Source organism: Streptomyces cyslabdanicus, assembly GCF_052663305.1.
Map to the genome: position 1 here is coordinate 51,974 of NZ_JBQRUW010000048.1, position 26,394 is coordinate 78,367.

At 71.5% G+C, this 26,394-nt stretch carries 22 protein-coding genes; 14 read left to right on the top strand and 8 right to left on the bottom strand.

Features of this window, described 5'->3' with window-relative positions:
• The first annotated feature begins 10 nt into the window (after positions 1-10).
• Positions 11-601 carry a TetR/AcrR family transcriptional regulator gene (locus ACTYVM_RS27835; protein WP_445528589.1) on the top strand — a complete coding sequence of 197 codons (591 nt, stop codon included), beginning with the start codon at positions 11-13 and terminating at the stop codon, positions 599-601.
• 19 nt (positions 602-620) lie between these two features.
• On the opposite strand, the gene ACTYVM_RS27840 is transcribed toward ACTYVM_RS27835, so the two are convergent.
• Together ACTYVM_RS27840 and ACTYVM_RS27845 are read right to left on the bottom strand one after the other, a co-directional pair.
• Positions 621-1,040 (bottom strand): hypothetical protein, encoded by a 420-nt coding sequence (locus ACTYVM_RS27840; protein WP_445528590.1) that lies wholly within the window; start codon positions 1,038-1,040, stop codon positions 621-623.
• A 359-nt stretch (positions 1,041-1,399) separates the two neighbouring features.
• Positions 1,400-2,845 (bottom strand): MFS transporter, encoded by a 1,446-nt coding sequence (locus ACTYVM_RS27845; protein ID WP_445528591.1) that lies wholly within the window; start codon positions 2,843-2,845, stop codon positions 1,400-1,402.
• A gap of 118 nt (positions 2,846-2,963) precedes the next feature.
• Between ACTYVM_RS27845 and dusB the strand changes: the two genes are divergently transcribed.
• Positions 2,964-4,103 carry a tRNA dihydrouridine synthase DusB gene (dusB, locus tag ACTYVM_RS27850; protein ID WP_445528592.1) on the top strand — a complete coding sequence of 380 codons (1,140 nt, stop codon included), beginning with the start codon at positions 2,964-2,966 and terminating at the stop codon, positions 4,101-4,103.
• A 102-nt stretch (positions 4,104-4,205) separates the two neighbouring features.
• On the opposite strand, the gene ACTYVM_RS27855 is transcribed toward dusB, so the two are convergent.
• A complete protein-coding gene (locus ACTYVM_RS27855; protein ID WP_445528652.1) occupies positions 4,206-5,900 on the bottom strand; it encodes an alkaline phosphatase family protein in 1,695 nt (564 codons plus the stop codon).
• A gap of 1,078 nt (positions 5,901-6,978) precedes the next feature.
• Between ACTYVM_RS27855 and ppdK the strand changes: the two genes are divergently transcribed.
• The 3 genes from ppdK (at position 6,979) to ACTYVM_RS27870 (ending at position 11,732) form a co-directional block, all read left to right on the top strand.
• A complete protein-coding gene (gene ppdK, locus ACTYVM_RS27860) occupies positions 6,979-9,726 on the top strand; it encodes a pyruvate, phosphate dikinase (RefSeq protein WP_445528593.1) in 2,748 nt (915 codons plus the stop codon).
• 179 nt (positions 9,727-9,905) lie between these two features.
• Entirely contained in the window at positions 9,906-10,832 is a 927-nt protein-coding gene (locus tag ACTYVM_RS27865) for an oxidoreductase (RefSeq protein WP_445528594.1), read from the top strand.
• A gap of 117 nt (positions 10,833-10,949) precedes the next feature.
• A complete protein-coding gene (locus ACTYVM_RS27870) occupies positions 10,950-11,732 on the top strand; it encodes a sulfite exporter TauE/SafE family protein (protein ID WP_445528595.1) in 783 nt (260 codons plus the stop codon).
• A gap of 11 nt (positions 11,733-11,743) precedes the next feature.
• Here the strand turns inward: ACTYVM_RS27870 and ACTYVM_RS27875 are convergent, their stop codons facing one another.
• Positions 11,744-12,361: a class F sortase gene (locus tag ACTYVM_RS27875; protein WP_445528596.1), complete on the bottom strand. Its 618-nt coding sequence runs from the start codon at positions 12,359-12,361 to the stop codon at positions 11,744-11,746.
• A gap of 156 nt (positions 12,362-12,517) precedes the next feature.
• The gene (locus ACTYVM_RS27880) at positions 12,518-13,066 is read right to left on the bottom strand and encodes a GVDTG sorting domain-containing protein (RefSeq protein ID WP_445528597.1); all 549 of its coding nucleotides are present in this window, start codon (positions 13,064-13,066) and stop codon (positions 12,518-12,520) included.
• A 725-nt stretch (positions 13,067-13,791) separates the two neighbouring features.
• Between ACTYVM_RS27880 and ACTYVM_RS27885 the strand changes: the two genes are divergently transcribed.
• The 4 genes from ACTYVM_RS27885 (at position 13,792) to ACTYVM_RS27900 (ending at position 17,166) form a co-directional block, all read left to right on the top strand.
• The gene (locus ACTYVM_RS27885; protein WP_445528598.1) at positions 13,792-14,538 is read left to right on the top strand and encodes a ferric reductase-like transmembrane domain-containing protein; all 747 of its coding nucleotides are present in this window, start codon (positions 13,792-13,794) and stop codon (positions 14,536-14,538) included.
• A gap of 80 nt (positions 14,539-14,618) precedes the next feature.
• Entirely contained in the window at positions 14,619-16,295 is a 1,677-nt protein-coding gene (locus ACTYVM_RS27890; protein WP_445528599.1) for an FAD-dependent oxidoreductase, read from the top strand.
• Positions 16,292-16,564 (top strand): hypothetical protein, encoded by a 273-nt coding sequence (locus tag ACTYVM_RS27895; RefSeq protein ID WP_445528600.1) that lies wholly within the window; start codon positions 16,292-16,294, stop codon positions 16,562-16,564. Before ACTYVM_RS27890 ends, ACTYVM_RS27895 begins: the two co-directional genes overlap by 4 nt.
• A gap of 197 nt (positions 16,565-16,761) precedes the next feature.
• Positions 16,762-17,166 carry a nuclear transport factor 2 family protein gene (locus tag ACTYVM_RS27900; RefSeq protein ID WP_445528601.1) on the top strand — a complete coding sequence of 135 codons (405 nt, stop codon included), beginning with the start codon at positions 16,762-16,764 and terminating at the stop codon, positions 17,164-17,166.
• A 19-nt stretch (positions 17,167-17,185) separates the two neighbouring features.
• Here ACTYVM_RS27900 and ACTYVM_RS27905 read toward each other — a convergent pair whose 3' ends face one another.
• Positions 17,186-17,794: an ArsR/SmtB family transcription factor gene (locus tag ACTYVM_RS27905; protein WP_445528602.1), complete on the bottom strand. Its 609-nt coding sequence runs from the start codon at positions 17,792-17,794 to the stop codon at positions 17,186-17,188.
• Positions 17,795-17,941: 147 nt separating this feature from the next.
• Between ACTYVM_RS27905 and ACTYVM_RS27910 the strand changes: the two genes are divergently transcribed.
• On the top strand, positions 17,942-18,214 hold the full coding sequence (locus tag ACTYVM_RS27910) for a hypothetical protein (protein ID WP_445528603.1): 273 nt from the start codon (positions 17,942-17,944) through the stop codon (positions 18,212-18,214).
• A gap of 64 nt (positions 18,215-18,278) precedes the next feature.
• On the opposite strand, the gene ACTYVM_RS27915 is transcribed toward ACTYVM_RS27910, so the two are convergent.
• Complete coding sequence (locus ACTYVM_RS27915) at positions 18,279-19,922, bottom strand: M4 family metallopeptidase (RefSeq protein WP_445528604.1); 1,644 nt, start codon at positions 19,920-19,922, stop codon at positions 18,279-18,281.
• Between the two features lie 146 nt (positions 19,923-20,068).
• Here ACTYVM_RS27915 and ACTYVM_RS27920 point away from each other — a divergent pair, with 146 nt between their 5' ends.
• Positions 20,069-20,521 carry a gamma-glutamylcyclotransferase family protein gene (locus ACTYVM_RS27920; protein WP_445528605.1) on the top strand — a complete coding sequence of 151 codons (453 nt, stop codon included), beginning with the start codon at positions 20,069-20,071 and terminating at the stop codon, positions 20,519-20,521.
• 57 nt (positions 20,522-20,578) lie between these two features.
• On the opposite strand, the gene ACTYVM_RS27925 is transcribed toward ACTYVM_RS27920, so the two are convergent.
• Positions 20,579-21,292 carry a SanA/YdcF family protein gene (locus ACTYVM_RS27925; RefSeq protein WP_445528606.1) on the bottom strand — a complete coding sequence of 238 codons (714 nt, stop codon included), beginning with the start codon at positions 21,290-21,292 and terminating at the stop codon, positions 20,579-20,581.
• Between the two features lie 240 nt (positions 21,293-21,532).
• Here ACTYVM_RS27925 and ACTYVM_RS27930 point away from each other — a divergent pair, with 240 nt between their 5' ends.
• From ACTYVM_RS27930 to dnaG, 3 genes are all read left to right on the top strand, one after another.
• Entirely contained in the window at positions 21,533-22,879 is a 1,347-nt protein-coding gene (locus tag ACTYVM_RS27930; protein WP_445528607.1) for a deoxyguanosinetriphosphate triphosphohydrolase, read from the top strand.
• 206 nt (positions 22,880-23,085) lie between these two features.
• Entirely contained in the window at positions 23,086-24,351 is a 1,266-nt protein-coding gene (locus ACTYVM_RS27935) for an NAD(P)/FAD-dependent oxidoreductase (RefSeq protein WP_445528608.1), read from the top strand.
• Positions 24,352-24,390: 39 nt separating this feature from the next.
• Complete coding sequence (gene dnaG, locus ACTYVM_RS27940; RefSeq protein WP_445528609.1) at positions 24,391-26,301, top strand: DNA primase; 1,911 nt, start codon at positions 24,391-24,393, stop codon at positions 26,299-26,301.
• Positions 26,302-26,394 lie beyond the last annotated feature (93 nt).

Below are 26,394 nucleotides of genomic sequence, written 5' to 3' on the forward strand. Positions count from 1 at the left end.
GGTCTAGGACATGCCACCCACCACCGAGACCCTGACCGCCGAGCGCATCCTCGAGGCGACCGAGGAGGTGCTGCGCCGCCACGGGCCGGCCAAGGCCACCGTGGTGGACGTGGCCCGCGCGCTCGGTGTCAGCCATGGCAGTGTCTACCGGCACTTCCGTACGAAGGCGGCGCTGCGCGAGGCGGTGACCAAGCGGTGGCTGGACCGCACGTCCGACGCGCTGGCCGGCATCGCCGCCGAGCGGCAAGGCCCGGAGGCCCGGCTGCGCGACTGGCTGCGGGGGCTGTTCGAGGCCAAGCGCCGCAAGGCGGGCGACGACCCCGAACTGTTCGCCACGTACTCGGTGCTCACCGGGGAGAACGGGGTGGCGGTCGCCGAGCACATCGACGACCTGACCGGCCAGTTGACCCGGATCGTCCGGGACGGCGTCGCGACCGGTGTCTTCACGGCCGACGACCCGGCCGTCGCGGCCCGGGCCCTGTTTCATGCCACCGGCCGCTTCCACGATCCGGGTCATGCCCGGGAGTGGAAGCGGCCGGCGATCGAGGAGGAGTTCGAGGCGGTGCTCGAACTGGTGCTGGGCGGGCTACGAGCCCGTTAGCACCGTGTCACCTCCCGGGTCAGGTCACGTTCACGGTGACCGTCTCGGAGCGTGCGTCGCCGTGCACCACGCGCAGCTGCTGCTTGCCCTTGGTCGCGAGCTTGGTGGACACCGTGTAGGTGTCGCCCTTCTTGACCTCGGTGGTCGTGCGCAGCGCGGTCCACTTGCCGTTCTCCATGCGCTCGACGGTCAGCTTGGTGCCGGTCGCCAGGTTCGCGGTGCGCCCGGTGAGCGTGATGCTCTCACCGGCCCGGATCGCGTCGTGGCTGGACCTGGCCGTGATCGACGCGGCCCTGGTCGGCATCGTGGTGTGCATGCGGGTCTGCTTCGGGCTCGGGCTGGTCGCGGCGAAGGCGGCGGCCGATCCGGCCGACACCAGAGCGGCGGACAGGACGCCCGCGGCGACACCACGGGCACAGTGGCGGAGGGTGAGATGCATGGTGGCCTCCCGTTGAATGGTTCCCCCCTGCGTCGCGCCGGGCCCACAGGGCTCGGCGCGCTTCTCCAGATTTGCCGCTGATCGCTCGCGCGGCGACTCGGGAGGAGTAACGCGGGGCTGGGAGTGGGCGGTGCTTTGATGAGAAGCCGCAGCTCAGCCGCCATGATCGCGCTTACTTCTTTCTTACCAAGCGTTCTGGCGGCGCCCCGCTCCGCAGCGGTCGTCACGGCCCGGAAACGCTCGCACACGTCACGTGAGCACTCCCGTGGCCTTCTCGGCGCGGGCCGCCGGACTCCTTTTTGCAGGTCAGGAGGCTTAGGTAGGTCAGGAGGCCCAGCAGGTCGGACGTCTCGGGCGTCTCAGGCGCCGATGCCCGCCGCCTCCCGCACCTCCTGCTCCTGGAGCCGCTCGGCCGTGCGCCGGGCGGTTCCCCTGGCCCACCGGCCGCTGGTGACCGCGCCCAGTGCCAGCACCACGGCGCCGCACACCACCAGCACCCACCATCCGGAACGGGCCGCCGGGACGAACGCGTCCCGGTAGGGCGAGGAGCCGATCCCGGCGGCCAGCAGCGCGCCGACCACCGCGACCCCGAGGGTCTGCCCGAGCTGGCGGCTGGTGGAGGCGACGGCCGCGGCGACGCCGGCCTGGGCGCGCGGCATGCCGGAGACGGCGGTGTTGGTGATGGGCGCGTTGACGAAGCCGAAGCCGATGCCGAACAGGACGTACCCGATGACGAGGGTCAGGTCGGAGGTCTCGGCCTCGAAGGCCGCGAACAGCACCGCGCCCGCGGTCATCGTGATCCCCGCGATCAGCAGGGGCAGACGCGGCCCCCGGCTGCCGACCAGGCGCCCGGACAGCGGCGCGCACAGGAAGGTCGGCGCCGCCAGCGGCAGCATCCACAGGCCCGCGTGCAGCGCGTCCAGGCCGCGCACGTTCTGCAGGTACAGCGTGGACAGGAACAGGAAGCCGCCGAGGGCCGCGAACGCGCTGATCGCGATGACGGTGGCCCCACTGAACGGCGCCGAGCGGAAGAAGCGCAGGTCGATGAGGGGTTCGGCGCGGCGCGGCTCGTACCACAGCAGGGCGAGCAGAGCCGCCGCCGCGGCGACGGCGAACGGCACGACGGTGGTGAGGCCGGACTCCGGGGCCTCGATGATCGCGTACGTCAGCGCGCCGAACAGGACGATGACCAGCAGCTGGCCGACGGGGTCGGTCCTGCGGGCCCTGGGCGCCCGCGACCTGGGCACGAAGCGCAGGGTGAGCAGCAGCGCCGCCGCGCAGATCGGCAGGTTGATCCAGAAGATCGAACGCCAGCCGACCGACTCCACCAGCAGCCCGCCCACCAGCGGCCCCGCGGCCATGGACAGGCCGACCACCGCGCCCCACGCCCCGATCGCGCGGGCCCGCTCACGCGGGTCGGTGAAGGTGTTGGTGATGATCGACATGGCGACCGGGTTGAGCATCGAGCCGCCGACCGCCTGCACCATGCGGAAGACGACCAGCAGCTCCAGGTTCGGCGCGAGGGAGCACAGCAGCGAGCCGACGCCGAAGACGACCAGGCCGGCCATGAAGACGCCCTTGCGGCCGATCCGGTCGGCCGTGGAGCCGGCGAGCATCAGCAGGGAGGCCAGCACCAGTGTGTACGCGTCGATGGTCCACTGAAGGCCGGAGGTACTCGCGTGCAACTCGCGCTGCATCGAGGGCAGGGCGACGTTCAGAACGGTGTTGTCCAGGCTCACGATCAGCAGGCTCATGCAGCAGATCGCGAGAACCAGAAGCCGTCGTCGGGGGCTGAGCTCGGGCATGCGTTCCATGGTACGGGATTTCAATAGTGCGGTTAACTAATGACTATTACATGATCCGTGCCGATTCGCGTACATGATCCGTGCCGATACGGGCCGGTCGATACGCGACAATGGGGGAATGCCCATGCCCGAGTCCCCCCTCCAGATCGGCCCGCACACCGTCTGGCCGCCCGTGGTGCTGGCCCCCATGGCCGGGATCACCAACGCACCCTTCCGCACCCTGTGCCGGGAGTTCAGCCAGGGCAAGGGCCTGTACGTCAGCGAGATGATCACGACCCGGGCGCTGGTCGAGCGCAACGACAAGACCATGCAGCTCATCAGGTTCGACGCGAGCGAGCGCCCGCGCTCGATCCAGCTGTACGGCGTGGACCCGGCCACCGTCGGCAAGGCCGTCCGCATGATCGCGGAGGAGGACCTCGCCGACCACATCGACCTCAACTTCGGCTGCCCGGTGCCCAAGGTGACCCGCAAGGGCGGCGGCTCGGCCCTCCCCTACAAGCGCAACCTGCTGCGGGCGATCCTGCGTGAGGCCGTCAGCGGGGCCGGCGACCTGCCGGTCACGATGAAGATGCGCAAGGGCATCGACGACGACCACCTCACCCACCTCGACGCCGGACGGATCGCCGTCGAGGAGGGCGTGACGGCGATCGCGCTGCACGGCCGCACGGCCGCCCAGCACTACGGCGGCACGGCGGACTGGGACGCCATCGCGCGCCTGAAGGAGCACGTGCCCGAGATCCCGGTGCTCGGCAACGGCGACATCTGGTCGGCCGACGACGCGCTGCGGATGGTGCGCGAGACCGGCTGCGACGGCGTGGTCGTGGGCCGCGGCTGCCTCGGCCGGCCGTGGCTGTTCGCCGATCTGGTGGCGGCCTTCGAGGGGCGCCAGGACCTGGCCCGCCCGTCCCTGCGCGAGGTCGCCGACGTCATGGTCCGGCACGCCACCCTGCTCGGCGAGTGGATCGGCGACGAGTCGCGCGGTGTGATCGACTTCCGCAAGCACGTCGCCTGGTACCTCAAGGGCTTCGCGGTCGGCTCCGAGATGCGCAAGCGGCTGGCGATCACCTCCTCCCTCGAGGAGCTGCGCGCCGGTCTCGACGAGCTGGACCTCGACCAGCCCTGGCCCGCCGGCGCCGACGGGCCCCGCGGGCGCACCTCCGGCAACAACCGGGTGGTGCTGCCGGACGGCTGGCTGAAGGACCCCTACGACTGCGCGGGCGTGGGCGAGGACGCCGAACTGGACACCTCCGGCGGCTGACGCGTCCCGACCGTGGTGCCGGTGATGCCAGTGGCGCCGGTTCGGCAGGTTCCCGCCTGCCGGTCGGTGCCGGCGGGCCGGGACCGACGCGGCGGCGGTCCGTCAGCCCTTCGACGGGTGCGGCGTGGAGCCGTACGCCGTCAGGAAGTGGTCGCGGAAGGAACTCATCTTCCACACCGGGGCGTCGTGGTCGGGGCGCAGGCCCTCGGTCCAGCCCCAGTCGTCGATCCTGTCGAGGACCTTCGGGTCCTTGGCGATGATCGCGCACGGCACGTCCCGGCTGGCGTGGTCGCCGCTGACCCGGGCGATGGGCTGGTGGTCGCCGAGGACCACGAGCACGGTGTCGTCCTTGCCGTAGCGCTCCAGCCACTGGGTCAGGGCGGTCACCGAGTACTCGACCGACTTGCCGTACTCCTCGCGGGAGCGGGTGGAACTGGTGAGGACGTCCGCGGGCTTCTTGCCGGCCGCCTCGATGCCCTTGAACACCGAACCGTCACCGACCTGGTCCCAGCCGACCATCTCCGGCACCGGCGCCCAGGGCTGGTGGCTGGAGGTCAGGATGACGAACGAGGTCAGCGGCTTGTCGCGCTTTTTGCCGTGCTCCAGGCGCTGGAAGGCCTCCAGCGCGTACTGGTCGGGCATGGTCGACCAGCTGAACTTGGGCCCCTCGTACCCCATCTGGAAGGCGTTGTAGACCTTGTCCAGGCCGTACCACTTCGCCTCCGGCCAGCCCTTCTGCACGCCTGGCATGATGCCGACCGTGTCCCAGGCCCCGGTCTTCCTGAACGCCTCGGTCAGGGTGAGGCGGTCGCCGGTGGACACGGTGCGGTAGCGGTTCTGGTTGTCGACCCACAGGCCCGACATGAACGTGGAGTGGCCGAGCCAGCTGCCGCCGCCGTACGTCGCCGACGTCAGCCAGCCGCTCCTGGCGTGGAAGCCCGCCTCGGCCAGGGCCCGCGTACTGGAGTCGAGGGTCCTGTTGACGCCCGGCGCCGTGATCGGGTCCTCGATCGCGGTGCGGCCGTAGCTCTCGATGAACGTGAAGATCATGTCCTTGCCGCGCAGGTCCGGCACGAGCTGGCTGCCCGGGGTGGCGCCGAAGGGGTCGGCCTGCGCCGTCCTCGCGAACTCCCGCTCGTCGCGGAGCGTGGAGCGCAGTGCCTGCTCGTGGTACCTGACCATGACGACCGTGTGCTCGGAGGCCACCGGGACGCCGGCGACCTGGACGTTCAGGGCCGAGCACGTCATCCACACCACGCTGGCGAGCAGCAGCCCGCGCGTGGAGCGGGCCTTGTCGCGGCCCAGGAAGTCGCCGACGCGCACGACCGCGAGGGCCGTCAGGGCGAGCACCGCCAGGACGAGGAGGCCGACGCCGATCGCGGCGAGCAGCGCCGTCGTCCGGCCGAGGGTGTCCGCGAGATACGACTGGGCGTCGTCCAGCAGCTCCCAGTCCAGGATCAGGTCGAAGCTGCGGCCCAGGTACTCGTTGAACTCGATGTCCGTCAGGTTCAGCACGGTCAGCACGCCGAGCGTCAGCCCGCCGAGCACCGCCACGGCCACCCGCGGCCGGCGCGGCAGCACGAGCAGCACGGCCGCCAGGAGCAGCCCCTCCACCGGCAGCCGCGTGAACGCCGCGACCTGGAACTGCGCCTGCTTGTTCGGCAACAGGAGCGCGACGGCGACCAGCAGGAGCGCGAGCAGAGTGACCCCGTGGGACAGCCTCCGCGCGGCCACGGGGTGCGCCCCCTTCCACCCGCACCAGGCCCGGCGCACGACCCGGGGCCGTATCGCCCGCAGGACCCGTAGGGGGAACACCGGGGAGGCGACGGGCCCTGCGGGCGATACGGCGGGTTCGGCGGCTTGGGCGGGCGCCGTGGCCTCGGGCTCGCCGCCGTCGGCGACGGTTTTCGCCTCGTCGGTCTTCGACACCGCCGGGAGCCCGTTGTCCCCGGGCGCCACCGTCCCCTCGGCGGGCGTGTCCCCGGCCGTCGCCGGCGTCGCCTGCGGGGTGTCGTCCACCGGGGAAGCGGTCGGGGCGGGGATGTCTCCGGTGCGGGGCGTGGTCGTCGCCCCCGGCCTGCGCGCGGCGGGAACGGACACCGCGGGCCGGGCTGGTGTGGCAGCGGGCGCCTCGGCCTCCGGCTCCGCGCGCTCGCCCGTGCTCGGCACCGCGCCCGTGCTCGGCACCGCGCTCGTCCCCGGTTCCGCGCTCGTCCCCGGCTCCGCGCTCGTCCCCGGCTCCGCCGGGGGCGGAACGGAGGCCTTCGGTTCGTGTCCGTGCGACGCCGGTTGTCCGGCCGAGTCCGATGGTGCACCCGATGACGGGCTTGTATCCGTGTGCTGAGGCACCCGAAGGTCCTTCCGTGCGCGGCGTCGCTGAGGAGGCGGACCACGCCGGGGCCCGCCGCACTCCCGTACGGGAAGGGCCTCACCCGTGTTCACCGGTGCCGGGCAAACACCCGGCAAACGGAGCCCCGCCCACGCGGCCGGGAGCCGTCCGCATGGTGAAATTCCGGCGCCTGTGGCAGCGTGATTCTCGCCACCCTTGATAAGGGATGCGCTCAGATGAGCGGATCATGGGCGGCTGCACTTCTCCAAAGGGTGGCACTCAGTGCCAGGTGTTGATCGTTCATCGATCGAAATCAGACGTGCCGAGAGCCGCTCATGTGAGCGGGTGGGCCCGTCTGCGAGCCTTGATTCGTTCAAGAAGTGAAAACATCCGCACCCTACGGCTTGCCAAGCCTTGACTTTCGATCCGCTGGCGGACGACTGGTTACGGGCGTATGACCCACGAGTGGACGTACCCATAGGCCTTTGATCTGGGTATGTTCCTCGCCGTCAGGGCAGCCACCGCGTCCTCGAGGAGTCGAGACCCGTGTCGGAAAACAAAGATCTTCAGGCAGCCGATCGCGGCAACAGTGTTGAGGGCGTGAAGTTCGTCTACGACTTCACCGAGGGCAACAAGGACCTCAAGGACCTCCTCGGCGGCAAGGGCGCGAACCTGGCCGAGATGACGAACCTGGGTCTTCCGGTCCCGCCGGGCTTCACGATCACCACCGAGGCCTGCAAGGTCTACCTCGGCAGCGGCGAGGAGCCCGCGGCACTCCGTGACGAGGTGAGCGCGCACCTCGACGCGCTCGAGCAGAAGATGGGCAAGAAGCTCGGCCAGGCCGACGACCCCCTGCTGGTCTCCGTCCGCTCCGGCGCCAAGTTCTCCATGCCCGGCATGATGGACACCGTCCTGAACATCGGCCTGTCCGACAAGTCCGTCCAGGGCCTGGCCAAGCAGGCCGGCGACGACCGGTTCGCCTGGGACTCCTACCGCCGCCTCATCCAGATGTTCGGCAAGACCGTCCTCGGCGTCGAGGGCGAACTCTTCGAGGACGCCCTCGACAAGGCCAAGGAGACCAAGAAGGTCACGGTCGACACCGAGCTCGAGGCCGCCGACCTGAAGAAGCTGGTCACCACCTTCAAGAAGATCGTCAAGAAGGAGGCCGGCCGGGACTTCCCGCAGGACCCGCGCGAGCAGATGGACCTCGCCATCAAGGCGGTCTTCGACTCCTGGAACGGCGAGCGCGCCAAGCTCTACCGCCGTCAGGAGCGCATCCCGCACGACCTCGGCACCGCCGTCAACATCTGCTCCATGGTGTTCGGCAACCTCGGCCCCGACTCCGGCACCGGCGTCGCCTTCACCCGCGACCCCGCCTCCGGCCAGCAGGGCGTCTACGGCGACTACCTCCAGAACGCGCAGGGCGAGGACGTGGTCGCGGGCATCCGCAACACCGTCCCGCTGGCCGAGCTGGAGCGGATCGACAAGACGTCGTACGACCGGCTGATGCAGATCATGGAGACGCTGGAGAACCACTACAAGGATCTCTGCGACATCGAGTTCACCATCGAGCGCGGCCAGCTGTGGATGCTCCAGACCCGCGTCGGCAAGCGCACCGCCGGTGCCGCGTTCCGCATCGCCACCCAGCTCGTCGACCAGGGCCTGATCGACGAGGCCGAGGCCCTGAAGCGGGTCAACGGAGCCCAGCTCGCGCAGCTGATGTTCCCGCGGTTCGACGAGGAGGCCAAGGTCGAGCAGGTCGCCCGCGGCATCGCCGCCTCCCCGGGCGCGGCGGTCGGCAAGGCGGTCTTCGACTCGTACACCGCCGTCAAGTGGTCCCGCTCGGGCGAGAAGGTCATCCTGGTCCGCCGGGAGACCAACCCCGACGACCTGGACGGCATGATCGCGGCCGAGGGCATCCTGACCTCGCGCGGCGGCAAGACCTCCCACGCGGCCGTCGTCGCCCGCGGCATGGGCAAGACGTGCGTCTGCGGCGCGGAGGACCTGGAGGTCGACACCAAGCGCCGCCGGATGACGGTCCCCGGCGGGCACGTCGTCGAAGAGGGCGACGTGATCTCCATCGACGGTTCCACGGGCAAGGTGTACCTGGGCGAGGTCCCGGTCGTCCCGCCCCCGGTCGTCGAGTACTTCGAGGGCCGGATGCACCCGGGCGCCGACGACGCGGACGAACTCGTCGAGGCGGTTCACCGGATGATGGCCTTCGCCGACCGCAAGCGCCGCCTGCGCGTCCGTGCCAACGCCGACAACGCCGAGGACGCGCTGCGCGCCCGCCGCTTCGGCGCCCAGGGCATCGGCCTGTGCCGCACCGAGCACATGTTCCTCGGCGACCGCCGCGAGCTGGTGGAGCGGCTGATCCTGGCCGACACCCAGGCCGAGCGCGAGGAGTCCCTCAAGCAGCTCCTCCCGCTCCAGAGGCAGGACTTCGTGGAGCTGTTCGAGGCCATGGACGGCCTGCCGGTCACCGTCCGCCTGCTCGACCCGCCGCTGCACGAGTTCCTGCCCGACATCACCGAGCTGTCGGTGCGCGTGGCGCTCGCCGAGTCCCGCCAGGAGCCGCACGAGAACGAGCTGCGCCTGCTCCAGGCCGTGCACCGCCTGCACGAGCAGAACCCGATGCTCGGACTGCGCGGCGTACGCCTCGGCCTGGTCGTCCCCGGCCTGTTCACCATGCAGGTCCGCGCCATCGCCGAGGCGGCCGCCGAGCGCCGGGCCGCCAAGGGCGACCCGCGTGCCGAGATCATGATCCCGCTGGTCGGCACCGTCCAGGAGCTGGAGATCGTCCGCGAGGAGGCCGACCAGGTCATCGCCGAGGTGGAGGCGGCGACCGGCACGCGGCTCAAGCTGGCGATCGGCACGATGATCGAGCTGCCGCGCGCCGCGCTGACCGCGGCCCAGATCGCCGAGGCGGCGGAGTTCTTCTCCTTCGGCACGAACGACCTGACCCAGACGGTGTGGGGCTTCAGCCGCGACGACGTCGAGGCGTCGTTCTTCACCGCCTACCTGGAGAAGGGCATCTTCGGGGTGTCGCCGTTCGAGACGATCGACAGGGACGGCGTCGGCTCCCTGGTGAAGTCCGCCGTCCAGGCGGGCCGGGCCACCCGCCCGGACCTCAAGCTCGGTGTCTGCGGCGAGCACGGCGGCGACCCCGAGTCCGTCCACTTCTTCCACGAGGTGGGCCTGGACTATGTCTCCTGCTCCCCCTTCCGCATCCCGGTGGCACGCCTGGAGGCCGGCCGGGCCTCGGTCGAGGCGGAGGGCAGCGACCACCGGTAACCGGTGACAGACCCCGGAGTCCTCGTCGTGGTCCCCGACCCTCACTACCGATTGCGACGAGGACTCCGGTCCACGAAAGGAGAGAGGCGGCATCCCGTGCGGGGGTGCCGCCCCTCTCCTACGTTGGATCCACGGTGGACCACAGGCGCCCGCCGTCCACCGCCACCAGGGAGCCGTCGATGCCCGGCTGGAACACACGCGACATGCCCGACCAGAGCGGCCGTACGGCCGTCGTCACCGGGGCCAACAGCGGGCTCGGTCTCGTCACCGCGCGGGAACTGGCGCGCAGGGGCGCCCGGGTGGTGCTGGCGTGCCGGAGCGCGGCGCGGGGGAGTGGAGCGGCCGATCGGGTGAGGCGTGCGGCGCCGGGGGTCGAGGTCGAGTTCGCGCGGCTGGATCTCGGGGACCTGGGATCCGTGCGGGAGTTCGCGGAGTGGTACCCGTACCAGCGGCTCGATCTGCTCGTCGACAACGCCGGGGTGATGGCGCCGCCGTACGGGACGACGGCGGACGGGTTCGAGACCCAGTTCGGGGTCAACCACCTGGGGCACTTCGCTCTCACCGGGCTGCTGCTGCCCCGGCTGCTCGACACCCCGGGCGCCCGCGTCGTGACCGTCTCCAGCGTGATGCACGCCCTGGCCAACGTCGATCCGCGCGACCTCAACAGCGCGCGCCGCTACCGGCGTTGGATCGCCTACGCCCGCTCGAAGACCGCGAACCTGCTCTTCACGCACGAGTTGGCCCGCAGGCTCGCGGCCACCGGGTCCGACGTGGTCGCGGCCGCCGCCCACCCCGGCTACGCCGCCACCAACCTCCAGACCGCGGGGCCCCGGGCGGAGGGCCGCCGGACGGCCGAACGGCTCATGGAGGCCGGCAACCGGGTCCTCGCCCAGCCGGCCGAGGCGGGCGCCCTGCCCACGCTGTACGCGGCGACCTCCCCCGGCGTGCGCCCCGACTCCTTCCACGGCCCGTCCTTCGCCATGTGGCGCGGCGCTCCGGCCCCCTCCTGGCGGGCACCCTGGACCCTCGACGACCGGGGCGGCCGGCTGCTCTGGGAGGCCTCCGAGCGACTCACCGGGGTGTCGTACGACGCCCTGGAGGGCTGAGCCCGAGCCTGAGCCGGCCGTTCGGGTCACAGACCGTCGGGCCTCGTAGGACCCCCGCACCTCAAAAGACCCTCAGATACATGGACCACCCACGCATCCCTGCCTAGGGTCGTGATCATGCCCGACATATCGCTGACCGTGGTCGTCCTGCTGTGCCTCGCCGCCTTCGCGGCCGGGTGGATCGACGCCGTGGTCGGCGGGGGCGGGCTCCTGCTGCTGCCGGCGCTGCTGCTGGGTCTGCCCGGCAGTACCCCGGCCGCGGTCGCGCTCGGCACCAACAAGGCGGTCGCCATCACCGGCACGGCCGGTGCGGCCGTGACCTACGTCCGCCGGGCACCCGTGGACGTCCGCACCGCCGTCCGCATCGGGCTGGCCGCACTCGCCGGGTCCTCGGCCGGGGCGTTCTTCGCGGCCGGGATGAAAACCGACGTGCTCAAGCCGGTGATCATGGTGGTGCTGCTCGGGGTGGGCGCCTTCGTGATCCTGCGCCCCTCGTTCGGCACCGCCCCGGCGCCCGGTCCCGCGACCCGCCGCCGGATCCTCGCGGCGATCGGCCTCGCGGGCCTCGGCATCGGCTTCTACGACGGCCTCATCGGCCCCGGCACCGGCACGTTCCTCGTCCTGGCGCTGACCGCCGTACTCCACCTGGACCTGGTGACCGCCTCCGCCACCGCCAAGATCGTCAACTGCTGCACCAACGCGGGAGCCCTGGCCACCTTCGCCTGGCAGGGCGCGATCCTGTGGCAACTGGCCGCCGTCCTGGCCGTGTTCAACCTGGCGGGCGGCGCCCTGGGCGCGCACACCGCGCTGAAGAAGGGCAGCGGCTTCGTCCGGATCGTGCTGCTGACGGTGGTGTTCGCGCTGGTGGCGAACATGGCCTACCAGCAGTGGGTGGCCTAGTGCCCCGGCGCTCAGCGGCTGCCGGTCAGATGGGCGAAGACGACCACGTTGCCCTGGTAGCCGGTGGACTTCGAGTAGCCGCCGCCGCAGGTGATGACGCGCAGCTCCGGGCGCTTGGCGGGGCCGTAGACCTTCTCGTCGGGGAAGTCCTTGGACTCGTAGACCTCGATGGCGTCCACGGTGAAGACGGCGACCCCGCCGTCCCGGCGGTCGATCTCCACGGTGCTGCCCTTCTTCAGGGCGCCGAGGTTGTAGAAGACGGCGGGCCCCTGGGCGTTGTCGACGTGGCCGGCGACGATCGCGGTGCCGCGCTCGCCGGGGGTGGTGCCGGCCTCGTACCAGCCGGCCAGGTTCTTCTTGTCGGCGGGAGGGACGTCGAGGCTGCCGGACTTCGTCAGACCGAGGCCGGTCAGGGGGGCGTCGATCCGGATGGAGGGGATGCGGATCCGCAGGGGCGGGGACGGCGGCAGCGCCGAGGCGGCGCCGGCTTCGTCACCGGGGTCGAACACGCCCTGCGCCGCGCCCGGTTGGGGCGGAACGTGGGTCTCGACGGCGCTGTGCAGCAGCCAGGCGCCGGAGAAGAAGGCGACCACGGTGACGGTCGCTATCGCGGTGTTGCCTATGCGCATACGGACGACCCCTTTCGGAACCCCGCGGGATTCCTTTCGGCCCCCCTTGCGGCCCCCGACCCCCTCCGACCCCTTCCCCCTCCGGGCCCGAGGGGCGTCGCGCCCGGAGGGGGAAGGGGCGTGCGGCACCGGCGGACGGACAGCGGAGGATGCCCGTCAGATCCCGTCGCCTCTCGCCCGGCGATGCAGGAGCCAGGTACCGCCCGCGGCGGCGACGGCGAGAGCCGCCACACCGGCCGCGGTCCGCAGGGGGTCGCCGTCCAGCGCGCCGCCCACCCCCGTCTTCACACTTCCCCGGGGCTCCACCTGCCCCTGCGCGGCCATCAGCGAGACGACCAGGTCGCCCTTGACCTCCCGGTCGCCCTCGGCGCACTGCGCGACGATCTCGTAGGTCCCCGGCTGCGCGCTCTCCGGCACCCGGAACCGCCCGACCGCCTCGCCCGCGCGCGAGCCGGGCGCCAGCGTGAAGGGACCCGCACCGACCGCGCTGGCGTCACCCGCCGCGGACGCCTTCTTGCCGCACCCCGTGGTGTTCACCGTGACCTGCCCGCCCGGCTCGACCGAGTACGGACTCACCTCCAGACTGCCGCCGGTCGCGCCGTACGCGGGCGCGGCCAGACCGCCCACGGCGGCCACGGCGGCCACGGCGAGCACGGCTCCGGCCATGGCCCTGGCCGGTGGACGGGCGGCGGCGGTACGTCGCATCGGTGCTCCTCCGGGCTCTGCTGGGGGCCACGGCCCGCGACACCCGGGTGTGCCGCTGTCGGCCGTGTCCCTGCCCTTTCGAGGTAACGGGCACACCGCCGCTCCCGCTTGCTGAAGGCGCGTCAGAAATAGGATGAACGGGTGCCAAAACACCCGTCCCGCGTGGGCTCGAGCCGCACGTTTCGGCAGGTCAAGGCCCCTTTGCCGACAGAACATCGAAGACCACCCGGAAGGGCGCGGGGCGCGGGGGTGAATGAGGGCGGACGGACGGAAAGGGGCGATGCTCGAACAATGAGGATTCTCGCTCTCGAATCCGCACATACACCCTATGGTGTGGCGTTCGCCATAGACCGCTCGTCGTCGCCGCGCCCACAGTGGGCGATGACCCTATTCACCGTCGGCGTTCACTGGCGGCGGACGCCCGCTGTCGAGGATTCAGAGGGAATTCAGAGGTTGCCTGTCGCGCGGCGCCGCCTTCGACTGGAGCGTGAGGATTTAGTGGCATTTCACCAGCGCGTCTCACGCTCGGTGAACATCTCGCGGTCGACGTGATGGTGTAGCGTCTGCCGCCGAGCGAAGGGCCCGACCGTGAACCGACCACCGGTTGCCCCGCTCTCGGGGGACGTTTGCGTCATTTCTGCAGGAATGCGCATTCAGGCTCGACAGCAGCCCGCCAGGTTATCTGTCCTGCCCGTTTATGGACGTCTAAGTAGGGAGTTCGCAGTATGGGCACGCAGGTGCCGTCAGTCGGCCGCGGACGGAATGCCGCCGCGGTCGGGACAGTGCTCGCCCTTGTACTGACCGTGACGGTCGGCTGTTGCCTGACGGCGCCGGGCGCCTGGGCGGCCGAACCGCCGATCCCCGGGTCCCCGCTGGACGCGTACAACCACCATGTCCCCTACGACGTGGGCGTGCACAAGATCGCGCGCCTGGCGGCCATCATCGCCTACGTGCTGATGGTCGCGACCGTCGTGCTCGGGGTGATGCTGCGGCTGCGGTTCATGCAGCAGGCCGTCAACCGGTCCACCTTCTACGGCGCGCACATGACGCTGGCGTTGTCCGCGACGATCTTCGGCGGCATGCACGGTCTGACGTTCCTCTACCAGCCGATCTGGCAGATCGGCTGGACGCAGCTGACCGTGCCGTTCGTCGGCGGTGTCCAGCGTCTGCCGGTCGGATTCGGCATCCTCGGCACCGAGTTGGCCATCGCGGTGGCCTGTTCGCTCTGGCTGCAGCGGCGTCTGGGATACCACCGCTGGTTGAAATTCCACCAGCTGGCCTATGTGGCCTTCGCGCTGCTCTGGCTGCACATATTCCTCGTCCACCCAGAGCCGCGGCACCTCAACCCGGTGTCGGTCGGCATCGCGGCGGGCGCCGGAACCGTTCTTCTGGCCTTGCTGATCCGCATCTTCCCGTCGCGTTCCCGACTGCGGCAGCACGCGTTCCCGAGCAGCGCCGGCGGGATCAAGTGATACCAGCGCACCAGGGACATCCGCCGGGACGTTTCCACCCCGCCGGGGCCGGACCGGTACCCGCGCCGGCGACCGGACCGGTGCACAACCCGCCGTACGGCCAGGGGATCCCGGCTCCCCGCCCCGTCCCGTACGCGGCCCAGGGCGTCGCGAACCCCCATCCGACCACGGCGATCGAACCGCAGTCCCCGGCTGAGCCGATCCAGGCGGACTCGTTCGACCTGCCGCGCCCCGTCCTGGTTCCGGAGAAGGAGCCCGTCCGCGTCAGCGTGGACAACAACCGCTGCCACATCTACGGGATCTGCCAGCAGGAGGCGCCCGAGGTCTTCCGGATCTCACAGGGCGGTTCGCTCCACTACACCCGTAACGTCCCCGCCGAGTTCGCGGCCAAGGCACGGCAGGCCGTGCGCTGCTGCCCCATGCAGGCCATCGCGATCAACGGCGGCCAGAAAGTCGGCTCCCGCGTCACCGGCGACCGCCGTCCCGCACGTCCGCCGCGCAGCGGAACGGCCACCAGGAAAAGCCAGAAGCGCATCGTCGTCGCCGGCGCCGGACTGGCCGGCCTGAGCGCGGCGACCCGGCTCAGGGAACGCGGATTCGACGGAGAACTCGTCCTGGTCGGGGAAGAGTCGCACCGTCCCTACAGCCGCCCCCCGCTGTCCAAGCAGTTCCTCGCCGGCGAGCTGAGCGAGGAACAGCTCACCTTCCGGGCGGACGAGGCACTGGAGGCCCACTGGGTGCTGGACACCGGGATCGTCGGCCTCGACCTTCACCAGTCGAGCCTCCAGCTGCGTGGCGGCGAGCGGCTGCCCTTCGACGGGCTGGTCGTGGCCACCGGAGTGGACGCCAAACGCCTCCCCGAAGCGCCGGTCTTCAGCGAACGGGTGCGCACCATCCGCACGCTGCGCGATGCCGTCGCGGTGCAGCGGGCCATGCACGCGGCCAAAGCCCACCGCGTGGTGATCCTGGGCGGCGGATTCGTCGGCTGTGAACTGGCCTGCACCGCCAGGGAGCACGGCATGGACGTGTCCTTGGTGGTGCACAGCGCGCCGCTGCTGCGCCGGGTCCTCGGCGAGCGGCTCGGTGGTGTGGTCGGCGCCATCCAGCGCCGGGCCGGCGTCGACGTACGGCTCAGCACGAAGATCACCGAGTGGCAGGACCACGGCGACATGCTGAGGCTGCGACTGGATGACGACGACGTGATCGACTGCGACTTCGTCGTCCTGGGCCTGGGCAGCGAGCCGCGCACCGAATGGCTGCGCGGCAGCGGACTGGACGTCTCCGACGGCGTGCTGTGCGGCCCCAGCACCCATGTGATCGACGAGTGGGGCCGCACGATGCCGCACATCGTCGCCGCCGGCGACGTGGCGCGCTGGCCGAACGCGCGCTTCGACTCCGAGCCGCGGCGGGTGGAACACCTCATCCACGCCGTGGAGATGGGCCAGCACGCCGCCGACGCGCTGCTGCGCGGCCCGCACCACGCCCCGCGGTTCGCGCCCGTCCCGCGTTTCTGGTCCGAGCAGCACGGAACCAGGATCCAGGCCGCGGGGATCCCGGCCCTCGGTACCGACGTCGAGATCGTCGAGGGGTCGCTGCGCGCCGAGCGCTTCGTCGCCCGCTATTCCCGCGAGACGCCCTACGGGCCGCAGGTCGTGGCCGCCGTCGCCTTCGACATGCCGCTGGAACTCCTCGAATACCGCGACCAGATAGGCCGGTCCCGTCCGCGTCGCAACGTGAGCAGAAGGAAGAGACGATGAGCCGAGGTGGAGGTCCCCGCCGCCGCCGTACCCGCCACGTGTCCGCCGGCGGACTGGTGCCCTGGGCGCTGAGCCTGCCCGCCCGACTGCACGTGCGCTGGCTGGTGATCCTGCTCGTGACGGTGGCCGTGATGGGCGTGTACGGCAGGGCCCTGGTCACCGCGGATCCGATGCCCCCCAGCCAGGCACCCGCAGCCGAACTGGAAAACGGCTCCGAACAGGGCTCCGCCCCTTCGACGACCGCCGCCCCCACCCCCGAGATCCGCTGAGCAGGCAGCGCAACAGCCAATCGAGTGCGACGCCGGGTCCGTTCCGGGCGCCTTGAGGCGGGCCTGACGTCACAACGGACAGCCTGACCTCCGGGGGCCGGCCGTCGCGGTGCGGTGGGGAGGGGTGGAGGGGTTCTGGGTACCCGGGGTGTTTGGGGCGTCTGTAGATGGGGGCGGTGCTCAGAAGGGACAGTGGCATGGATTCTGACAACCGGACCAGGGCGGCGATCGAGGAGCACTGGCGGGCCTCGGAGCGTGGGGACAGTGAGGCCGAGCACGCCGTCTACGCCGTGGACGCGATCCTCGACTACCCGCAGTCGGGTGAACGGTTCCGGGGGCGCGCGGCGATCTCCGCGCAGCGTGGCGGGCACCCCGCCGACCGGCACTTCACCGTTCACCGGATCGTCGGCGGCGGTGACCTGTGGGTGAGCGAGTGCGTCATCACGTACGACGGGGTGCCCACCCGCTCGGTGAGCATCATGGAGTTCGCCCACGGGCAGGTGGTGCACGAGACGCAGTACTTCGCGGACGCCTTCGGCGCGCCCGACTGGCGGGCGGCGCTCGCGGAGCCGATGCCGGGCAGGGAGATCTCCCGGGCCTGACCCCGCTCCGTACAGGCCCTCAGTGCTCGTCGGTCTCCGTCGGCAGGCCGGGGGCGGGGCCCTCGTCCGGCAGCATGACCAGGCGTACGGCCATGTGGCGGGAGCCGGGGGGCCGGTCGCCCTCGCCCGGTTCCGGCGCGTACTTGTGCAGCAAGGTCCGGTACTCCTCGACGAACGCCGCCGTCTGTTCCTTCGTCAGCCACAGGCCGGAGCGGTAGATCTGGTTCCAGCCCGCCGAAGTGTCGTAACCGGCGTACGCCTTGACGACCAGGTTCAGGTCGTGCGTCATCTTGAGCGCACCGATCTTCACCGCGGCCTCGCGCTCGTCGGCCGTCATCTCCAGCCCCGGGGGCGTGAGGATGTCCGTCATGAGCGATCTCCACCAGCGTTCCCGGCCGCTGGACCGCTCCTCGATCTCGCCGATCAGCTTGAGCTCGGCGAGCTTGCGCAGGTGGTAGCTGGTCGTGCCGGTGCTCTCGCCCAGCGCCTTGGCGACGCTGGTGGAGTTCGCCTCGCCGTGCTCGCCGAGGTAGCTCAGGATGTCGCGGCGCACCGGGTTGGACAGTGCCTTGTAGAAGGCCTTGAGGTCCGGGCCGGTGAGAACCCTTGTCTCGGGACGCTCAGCCATGGGGCCACCCTACTGCAAAGGTTCTCTGCAATCATTGCAGAGAACCTTTGCAGAGAAGCTCTGCATTCGTTAGGTTGGGGGTGCGGCGGTCCACGGCGGGCCCGCCCGAACACCGGGGGCGAGATGCAGAGCGAAAAGATCAGGAACATGCCGGACTCACTGAGCGCCCGGATGCGCGACGAGATCGACGACCAGGTCGCCGAGGCCTTCGACGCGTACCTGGAGGACCGCCTCGCCGAGCCGGGCCCCCTGCGCGCCGCACTGGCCACCCGGCGCGGCGCGGGGGTGGTGCTGGGCTCGATCGGTCTCGGTGCGCTCGCCACGGCGGTGGCGCCGACCGGGGTCACGGCCGTCTGCTGGATCTGGGCCGCGATCACCGCCGTCGACGTGACATGGCTGCTGACGGCCCGCCGCCGCTGACGCGCCGCGAGGTGCCGCCCCGACGGTGAAGGTCGGGGCGGCCGCTTCGGTCGAGGCGGGGCGGTCAGTTCACGTTGACCGCGCTCCAGGCCGCCGCCACCGCGTTGTACTCGGTGCTGCCGGCGCCGTAGAGGTCCTTGGCGGCGTTCAGGGTCGCCGTCCTCGCGCCCGCGTACTTCGTGGAGGACGTCATGTAGACCGTCAGGGCCCGGTACCAGATCTGGCCGAGCTTGTCCCGGCCGATGCCCGTCACTGAGGAGTTGTCGCAGGTGGGGGAGTCGTAGCCGACGCCGTTGACGGTCCTGGCGCCGCTGCCCTCGGCGAGCAGGTAGGCGAAGTGGTTGGCGACGCCCGAGGAGTAGTGGACGTCGAGGTTGCCCACCGAGCTGCTCCAGCAGTCGGCCGAGCTGCCGTCCTTGGAGGGCTTGTCCATGTAGCGCAGGGCCGTGCCGCCGAAGCCGGAGCGGACGATCTTCTCGCCGATCAGGTAGTCGCCGGGGTCGGCGGGGTTGTTCGCGTACCACTCGACCAGCGTGCCGAGGATGTCGGAGGTGGCCTCGTTCAGGCCGCCGGACTCGCCCGAGTACGTCAGTGCCGCCGTCTTCGACGTGACGCCGTGGGTCATCTCGTGGCCGGCCACGTCCAGGGCCACCAGCGGGCCGAAGGTGGTCCCGTCACCGTCGCCGTACGTCATGCAGAAGCAGCTGTCGTCCCAGAAGGCGTTGTTGTAGTTGCTGCCGTAGTGGACGCGGTTGTAGGAGCCCTTGCCGTCGCCCGCGATGCCGTTGCGGCCGTGCACGTTCTTGTAGTAGTCCCAGGTCTCGTTGGTGCCGTACTGCGCGTCGACCGCCGCCGTCGCGCGGTCCGCGGCGGTGCCGGTGCCCCAGTGGTTGTCGGCGTCCGTGAACAGCGTGGCGGGGGCGCGCTGGAAGCAGATGCCGAAGATGCACAGGTCGGTCTTGTTCTCCGCGTCGCCGGTGTACGTGTTGCCGCGTGTCGGGTCCTTGAGCTGGTACGTCGAGCCCGAGAGCGTGGTCTCCAGCGACACCGTGCCGCTGTAGAGCGACTGGCCGTCGCCCGTCGCCGTCTCGATGCTGTCCCAGGCGTCGATCTGGGCGCCCGTGCGGGCGTCGGTCAGCACCGTACGGGCCACCGGGTTGCCGAGCGAGTCCAGCCCCACGGCGTTGGTGCGCCAGGCAAGGCGCGGGGTGCCGTGCAGGGCGTCGACGATCAACTCGGGCTTGGCCTTGACCTGTTGCAGCTTCGTACCCAGGTTCCTCGCGCGCAGCGCGTTCACCGCGAGGTCGGCCGCCTTCGGGGCGGAGAGCGTGGGCGTGGTGCTCGGGAGGGACACCGTGCCCCTCGAGGCCCGGTCGGCGCCGCGGTAGTCCCCGTCCGGAGTGAGATGGACGATGAAGTCACCGCCCAGTACGGGCAGTTGGTGGTACGTACGGTCGTAGCGGACGTGTTGTGCGCCGTCCTTGTCGACGATCACGTCCCGTACGGTGGCGGCCTCGGCGGAGGTGAGGCCCAGGGTCGTGGAGTGGTGCGCGAGTGCCGAGGCCGCGTTGTGGATCGCGGCGGCCCGGTCGGGTCTGCCCTCCGCGTGTGCGGCGGGGGAGAGGGCGGCGGCCAGCAGGGTGGCGGTGGTGGTGGCCACACCGGCTGTGGCAAGGCGGGAACCTCGGATGTGCCGTGTCCGACTCATCGGTCTCCTTGAGCGCGGGCGCCCTGGGGCGCGCGGGGGGTGCGCTGATGTCGAACCTAGGATTTAAGTGCTCATGACATGTCATGTCCATAGCACCGCAGGGTGGTGTGTGAGGCAGTGGCGGGTGAGAGGAGAGAATCGTTTCCGTGACGACTTCGAGCACGCCGACGCCGCCGCCCGCACCGCTTCCGTTCTTCGTCTACGGCACTCTGCGCCCCGGCGAGGGCAACCACGGCGAGTTCCTGCGCGGCCGCACCCGCTCAGAGGAGCCCGCCCGGCTGTCCGGCGCGGTGCTCTACGACGGGCCCGGCTATCCGTACGCCGTGGAGGAGCACGACGGGCTGGTCCTGGGCGACCTCGTCGCCGCCCGCCCTGAGGACTACGGAGAGGTGCTCGCCGCCCTGGACCGGCTTGAGGGGTACGTGGCCGGCGACCCGCGCAGCCTGTACGAGCGCATCGAGCGCGAGGTGGTCCGCGAGACCGACGGGACGACCGTACGCGCCTGGGTCTACGTCGCCGGACCGTCCGTCACCCGGCACCTGCGCACCGAGGGCAAGCTGATCGAGGGCGGCGACTGGCGGACACGGCACCGCGTCTGACGGTTCGGGACCGGCCGCCTCCCGCTCGGCCCGCCCGGACCCGGTCACGGGTGGGCGTCAGCGGGCGGCCGCCAGGGCCCGGGCCACGCCGTGCTCCGTGCGGCCCAGGAACTTCGGGTCCGGCTGGAACACCGCCTCCAGGGCCGCCTTGCCGGCCGCGAAGACCTCGCGGGTGCCGCCGTAGTACCAGGTGGCGTCGTGCTTGGCGTCGACGCCGACCCCGTAGGAGTCGATGCCCGCCGCGTCGCACAGGGCGACCGCGCGCCGGACGTGGAAGCCCTGGGTGACCAGGACCGCCCGGTCCACGCCGAAGATCCTCTTCGCGCGGACGCAGGAGTCCCAGGTGTCGAAGCCGGCGTAGTCGCTCACGATCCGGACGCCGGGCACGCCCCGCCGGGTCAGGTACGTGCGCATCGCGTCCGGCTCGTCGTAGTCCTCGCGGCTGTTGTCGCCGGTCACCAGGAGCACCTTGACCCGGCCCTCGTGGTACAGCTTGGCCGCCGCGTCCAGCCGGTGCGCCAGGTACGGCGACGGCTCCCCGTCCCACAGGCCCGCGCCGAAGACGACGGCCACGTCGGTGCGCGGCGCGTCCGCCGTGGTGCGCAGCCGGTCGCCGGCCGCGACGTACGTCCAGGTCGCCGGGGACAGCGCCAGTACGCATACGGCCATCACCACCTGCACCAGCAGCCGCCGCCCGGCACGCGTACGCGGCAGGCGCGGTCGTCCACGCGGCGGTCGGCGCGACGAGCGCGGCACATGCGTCAGACGCATCGGTCAGTCCCCTCCCCAGGCGGCCCCAAGCCCCCTTGGCCACCAAGGACGCGCCACGCGCCGCCCCGGTTCACCACCGCCCCACTCCAGCGACGATGATCGCCACACCGGGGCCCGGCACCTGCCTGGGCCCGTGCTCCCCACCGCCCCCGGGGCGCGGCGGGGCGTGTGCACGAGTGGTGCGGGTCGGGGGTGGACGGTGGCAGCCCGATTGTCGGTGGCTGCGCTTACTGTCGAACCATGGAAGGGATCACATCCGAGGCAGCCCGGTCACGCGAGCACGCTCCGCGGCCGCCCGAGAACCACGTGCCGCCGGCCGGCTACGAGGATCCGGCCGTCGAGCGGTGGGCCGCCGAGCCGGACAAGCGGCCGGGGCGTACGGCGTTCCAGCGCGACCGCGCGCGCGTGCTGCACTCCGCGGCCCTCAGACGGCTGGCCGGCAAGACCCAGGTGGTCACGCCCGGCGAGCACAGTCAGGTGTGGGACGCCAGCCCCCGCACCCGGCTCACCCACTCGCTCGAATGCGCCCAGGTCGGCCGTGAGCTGGGTGCCGCCCTCGGCAGCGACCCCGACCTGGTGGAGGCGGCCTGCCTCTCCCACGACCTGGGCCACCCGCCCTTCGGGCACAACGGCGAACAGGCGCTGAACGAGTTCGCGCGCGACTGCGGCGGCTTCGAGGGCAACGCCCAGTCCCTGCGCCTGCTCACCCGCATCGAACCCAAGCGGTTCGTCGTCGACGCCGAGACGGACGAACTCGTCAGCGTCGGCCTCAACCTCACCCGCGCCGCCCTCGACGCCGCCACCAAGTACCCCTGGCCGCGCGGCGCCCACCCCACCGACCCGGCCTCGCCCAAGTTCGGGGTCTACGAGGACGACCGGCCCGTCTTCGACTGGCTGCGCAAGGACGCGCCCGGCACCCGCACCTGCTTCGAGGCCCAGGTCATGGACTGGGCGGACGACGTGGCGTACTCGGTGCACGACATCGAGGACGGGCTGCACGCCGGCCACATCGACCCGGGCTGCCTGCACGCCGAACCCGAGCGGCAGGAGGTGTTCGCGGTCGCCGTCGGCCGCTACGTCCCGGCCGGCACCGACCCCGAGGAGCTCGCCGAGGCCCTCGACCGCCTCCTGGACCAGGAGTGGTGGCCGCACGGATACGACGGCTCGGCGGTCGCCCAGGCCCGCTTGAAGGACGCCACCAGCCAGCTCATCGGCCGCTTCTGCCTGGCCGCCGAGGGCGCCACCCGGCAGCGGTGGGGAAGCGGGCGCCTCACGCGCTACGGCGCGGAGCTCGTCGTCCCCCGGACCACCCGAATGGAGTGCGCGGTCCTCAAAGCCGTCGCCGACCGGTACGTCATGCAGCGCGCCGAGCAGGAGCGGCTGCGCGCCGACCAGCGGATCGTGGTCGCCGAGCTGGCCGAGGCGCTGACCGCCCGCGCCCCCTACGGCCTCGACCCCCAGTTCCGCGCCCTGTTCGACCAGGCCGCGGACGACCGTGCGCGCAAGCGCGTGCTCGTCGACCAGATCGCCTCCCTCACCGACGCCTCGGCCCGTTCGCTCCACGCACGGCTGGGAGGGCACGCATGACCTCGAGAGAGCACGCATGACATTGACGGCACGTTTGACAGCGCGTTTATGGACACCCGTGGTACGGCTGGGACCCGAGTGAACCCAGTGGCCCCGACCGGCACTCCAGGTGACCCTCCGTGGCCTGATCGGGCCACTCCCTCTTCCCGCACCACGCTCCGTGCGGGACGCTCCCATGTGGCGGCACCCTTACGAGGAGGCATCAAGTGGTCGACGCGGATCAGACATTCGTCATCGTCGGAGGAGGCCTGGCCGGCGCGAAGGCGGCCGAGACCCTGCGCGCGGAGGGCTTCAGCGGCCGCGTGATCCTCGTGTGCGACGAGCGCGACCACCCCTACGAGCGGCCGCCGCTCTCCAAGGGCTACCTCCTCGGCAAGGAGGAACGCGACAGCGTCTTCGTGCACGAGCCCGCCTGGTACGCGCAGCACGACATCGAGCTGCACCTCGGACAGACGGTCGTCGCGATCGACCGCGCCGCCAAGACCGTCCACTACGGCGACGACGGCACCCATGTGCGCTACGACAAGCTGCTCCTTGCCACCGGCGCCGAACCGCGCCGCCTGGACATCCCCGGCACCGACCTCGCCGGCGTCCACCACCTGCGCCGCCTCGCCCACGCCGAGCGCCTCAAACACGTCCTGACCCACCTGGGCCGGGACAACGGCCACCTCGTGATCGCGGGCGCCGGCTGGATCGGCCTGGAGGTCGCCGCGGCGGCCCGCGAGTACGGCGCCGAGGTCACCGTGGTCGAACCGGCCCCCACCCCGCTGCACGGCGCGCTCGGCCCCGAGCTCGGCCAGCTCTTCGCCGACCTGCACCGCGAGCACGGCGTCCGCTTCCACTTCGGTGCCCAGCTCACCGAGATCGTCGGGCAGGACGGCATGGTGCTCGCCGTGCGGACCGACGACGGCGAGGAGCACCCCTGCCACGACGTGCTCGCCGCCATCGGCGCCGCGCCGCGCCTCGCCCTGGCGGAGTCGGCGGGCCTGGAGCTGGCCGACCGCGCCCACGGCGGCGGCGTCAAGGTGGACGAGCGGCTGCGCACCTCCGACCCGGACATCCACGCGGCCGGCGACGTGGCCTCCTTCCCGCTCGGGCTGTTCGACACCCGGCTGCGGGTGGAGCACTGGGCCAACGCGCTGAACGGCGGCCCGGCCGCGGCCCGCGCGATGCTCGGCCAGGAGGTCCGCTACGACCGCGTGCCCTACTTCTTCACCGACCAGTACGACCTGGGCATGGAGTACAGCGGCTGGGCGCCCCCCGGCTCGTACGACGAGGTGGTGATCCGCGGGGACGCCGGAAAGCGCGAGTTCATCGCGTTCTGGGTGAAGGAGGGCCGCGTCCTGGCCGGGATGAACGTCAACGTGTGGGACGTCACGGACCCGATCCAGCACCTGATCCGTACGAGGGCACGGGTGGACACGGAGGCGCTCGCGGACCCGCACGTGCCGCTGCAGAGCCTGACCCCGTAGCCGGGCGAGAGCCTCGCCGGACCACCGTAGACTTCTGGCGTGGCTGGACGGATCAACGACGAGGACGTGAAGGCGGTACGGGACGCGGTCCCGATCGACGCCGTGGTGTCCGAGTACCTCCAGCTGCGGAACGCGGGCGGGGGCAACCTCAAGGGCCTGTGCCCGTTCCACGACGAGAAGTCGCCGTCCTTCCAGGTCAGCCCGAGCAAGGGACTCTTCCACTGCTTCGGCTGCCAGGAGGGCGGCGACACCATCGCGTTCGTGATGAAGATCGACCACCTCTCCTTCTCGGAGACGGTCGAGCGACTGGCCGCCCAGGCCGGCATCACCCTGCGCTACGAGGAGGGCGGGTACAACCCCGCCCACCAGCGCGGCGAGCGCATCCGCCTGGTGGAGGCGCACAAGCTGGCCGCCGACTGGTACGCCGAACAGCTCGCGACCTCCGCCGAGGCCGAGACCGGCCGGGTCTTCCTCGCCGACCGCGGCTTCGACCAGTCCGCCGCCGTCCACTTCGGCGTCGGCTACAGCCCCCAGGGCTGGGACCACCTCACCCGCTTCCTGCGCGGCAAGGGCTTCACCGACAAGGAGCTGGTCCTCTCCGGACTCTCCCAGGAGGGCCGCCGCGGCCCCATCGACCGCTTCCGGGGCCGGCTGATGTGGCCGATCCGCGACATCGGCGGCGAGGTGGTGGGCTTCGGCGCGCGCAAGCTGTACGAGGCGGACAACGGACCGAAGTACCTCAACACCCCCGAGACGGCGATCTACAAGAAGTCCCAGGTGCTGTACGGGATCGACCTGGCGAAGAAGGAGATCGCGAAGACCTCCCGGGCGGTGGTGGTCGAGGGCTACACCGACGTCATGGCCTGCCACCTGGCCGGCGTGCCCACCGCCATCGCCACCTGTGGCACGGCGTTCGGCGGCGACCACATCAGGATTCTGCGCCGGCTGCTGATGGACAACGGCTCGGCTCGCGTGATCTTCACCTTCGACGGCGACGCGGCGGGCCAGAAGGCGGCCCTGCGGGCCTTCGAGGACGACCAGAAGTTCGCCGCCGAGACGTACATCGCGATCGCCCCGGACGGCATGGACCCCTGTGACCTGCGCCTGGCCAAGGGCGACGAGGCGGTCGCCGACCTGGCCGAACCGCGCACCCCGCTGTTCGAGTTCGCACTGCGCCAGATCGTGGCCCGCTACGACCTCGACACCCCCGCCGGCCGCGCCGGCGCCCTGGACGAGGCCGCGCCGGTCGTCGCCCGGATCAAGAACAGCGGCGCCCAGCACGAGGTCGCGGTGCAGCTCGCCGGGCTGCTCGGCATCCTCGACACCCAGTTCGTGGTCAAGCGGGTGGCCCAGCTGGCCCGCTGGGCGCGCGAGCGCGGCGGCCGCGGCCCCGCGCCGGACCAGCGGCAGCGGGGCCCGCAGCAGGACCACGCGCCGACGCGTCCCGCGCCCCGGGGCCCGGCGCTCAACCTGCGCAACCCGGTCTTCGCCACCGAACGCGAACTGCTCAAGCTCGCCCTGCAACGCCCGGAGCTGGTCTCGCCGGCCTTCGACGCCTACGGCATGGACGAGTTCACCGCCCCGCCCTACGCGGCCGTACGCCAGGCGATCCTGGACGCGGGCGGCGCCGAGTACGGCGTGGGCGACCCGCAGGAGTACCTGGCCCGCGTCCGCGAGGCCGCCCCGGACGACACGGTCCGAGCGACGGTCACCGAACTGGCCGTGGAGGCGATCCTGCTGCGCCGGGAGGTCGACGAGGCCTACGCGGGCGCCCAGCTGGTGACGGTCCGCCGCCGCGCGGTCGAACGCCGCATCCGCGACCTCCAGAGCACGGTCGCCCGCCTCGGCACCGGCGGCGACCCCGCCCAACTGGCATCCGCCCAGAACGAGTTGTGGATCCTCCAGCAGTACGACCAGGCTCTGCGGGAGCGTGGCGCGGCGGCGCTGTGAGCGCGGGTCCGGCCGGCGGACGGTCTGCGTAACCGGCCGGTCACGGACGGGACGCAAAAAGTCGCCGCACGCCCCTCGTGGCGGTGATGTGTC

Bases quoted from the DNA above. Each gene is read 5' to 3' on its own strand.
- ACTYVM_RS27880 (WP_445528597.1), bottom strand. From the start codon at position 13,066: ATGCGACGTACCGCCGCCGCCCGTCCACCGGCCAGGGCCATGGCCGGA.
- dusB (WP_445528592.1), top strand. From the start codon at position 2,964: ATGCCCATGCCCGAGTCCCCCCTCCAGATCGGCCCGCACACCGTCTGG.
- ACTYVM_RS27865 (WP_445528594.1), top strand. From the start codon at position 9,906: ATGCCCGGCTGGAACACACGCGACATGCCCGACCAGAGCGGCCGTACG.
- ACTYVM_RS27925 (WP_445528606.1), bottom strand. From the start codon at position 21,292: ATGCGTCTGACGCATGTGCCGCGCTCGTCGCGCCGACCGCCGCGTGGA.
- ACTYVM_RS27900 (WP_445528601.1), top strand. From the start codon at position 16,762: ATGGATTCTGACAACCGGACCAGGGCGGCGATCGAGGAGCACTGGCGG.
- ACTYVM_RS27870 (WP_445528595.1), top strand. From the start codon at position 10,950: ATGCCCGACATATCGCTGACCGTGGTCGTCCTGCTGTGCCTCGCCGCC.
- ACTYVM_RS27835 (WP_445528589.1), top strand. From the start codon at position 11: ATGCCACCCACCACCGAGACCCTGACCGCCGAGCGCATCCTCGAGGCG.
- ACTYVM_RS27875 (WP_445528596.1), bottom strand. From the start codon at position 12,361: ATGCGCATAGGCAACACCGCGATAGCGACCGTCACCGTGGTCGCCTTC.
- ACTYVM_RS27905 (WP_445528602.1), bottom strand. From the start codon at position 17,794: ATGGCTGAGCGTCCCGAGACAAGGGTTCTCACCGGCCCGGACCTCAAG.
- ACTYVM_RS27895 (WP_445528600.1), top strand. From the start codon at position 16,292: ATGAGCCGAGGTGGAGGTCCCCGCCGCCGCCGTACCCGCCACGTGTCC.
- ACTYVM_RS27930 (WP_445528607.1), top strand. From the start codon at position 21,533: ATGGAAGGGATCACATCCGAGGCAGCCCGGTCACGCGAGCACGCTCCG.
- ACTYVM_RS27910 (WP_445528603.1), top strand. From the start codon at position 17,942: ATGCCGGACTCACTGAGCGCCCGGATGCGCGACGAGATCGACGACCAG.
- ACTYVM_RS27845 (WP_445528591.1), bottom strand. From the start codon at position 2,845: ATGCCCGAGCTCAGCCCCCGACGACGGCTTCTGGTTCTCGCGATCTGC.
- ACTYVM_RS27915 (WP_445528604.1), bottom strand. From the start codon at position 19,922: ATGAGTCGGACACGGCACATCCGAGGTTCCCGCCTTGCCACAGCCGGT.
- ACTYVM_RS27840 (WP_445528590.1), bottom strand. From the start codon at position 1,040: ATGCATCTCACCCTCCGCCACTGTGCCCGTGGTGTCGCCGCGGGCGTC.
- ACTYVM_RS27885 (WP_445528598.1), top strand. From the start codon at position 13,792: ATGGGCACGCAGGTGCCGTCAGTCGGCCGCGGACGGAATGCCGCCGCG.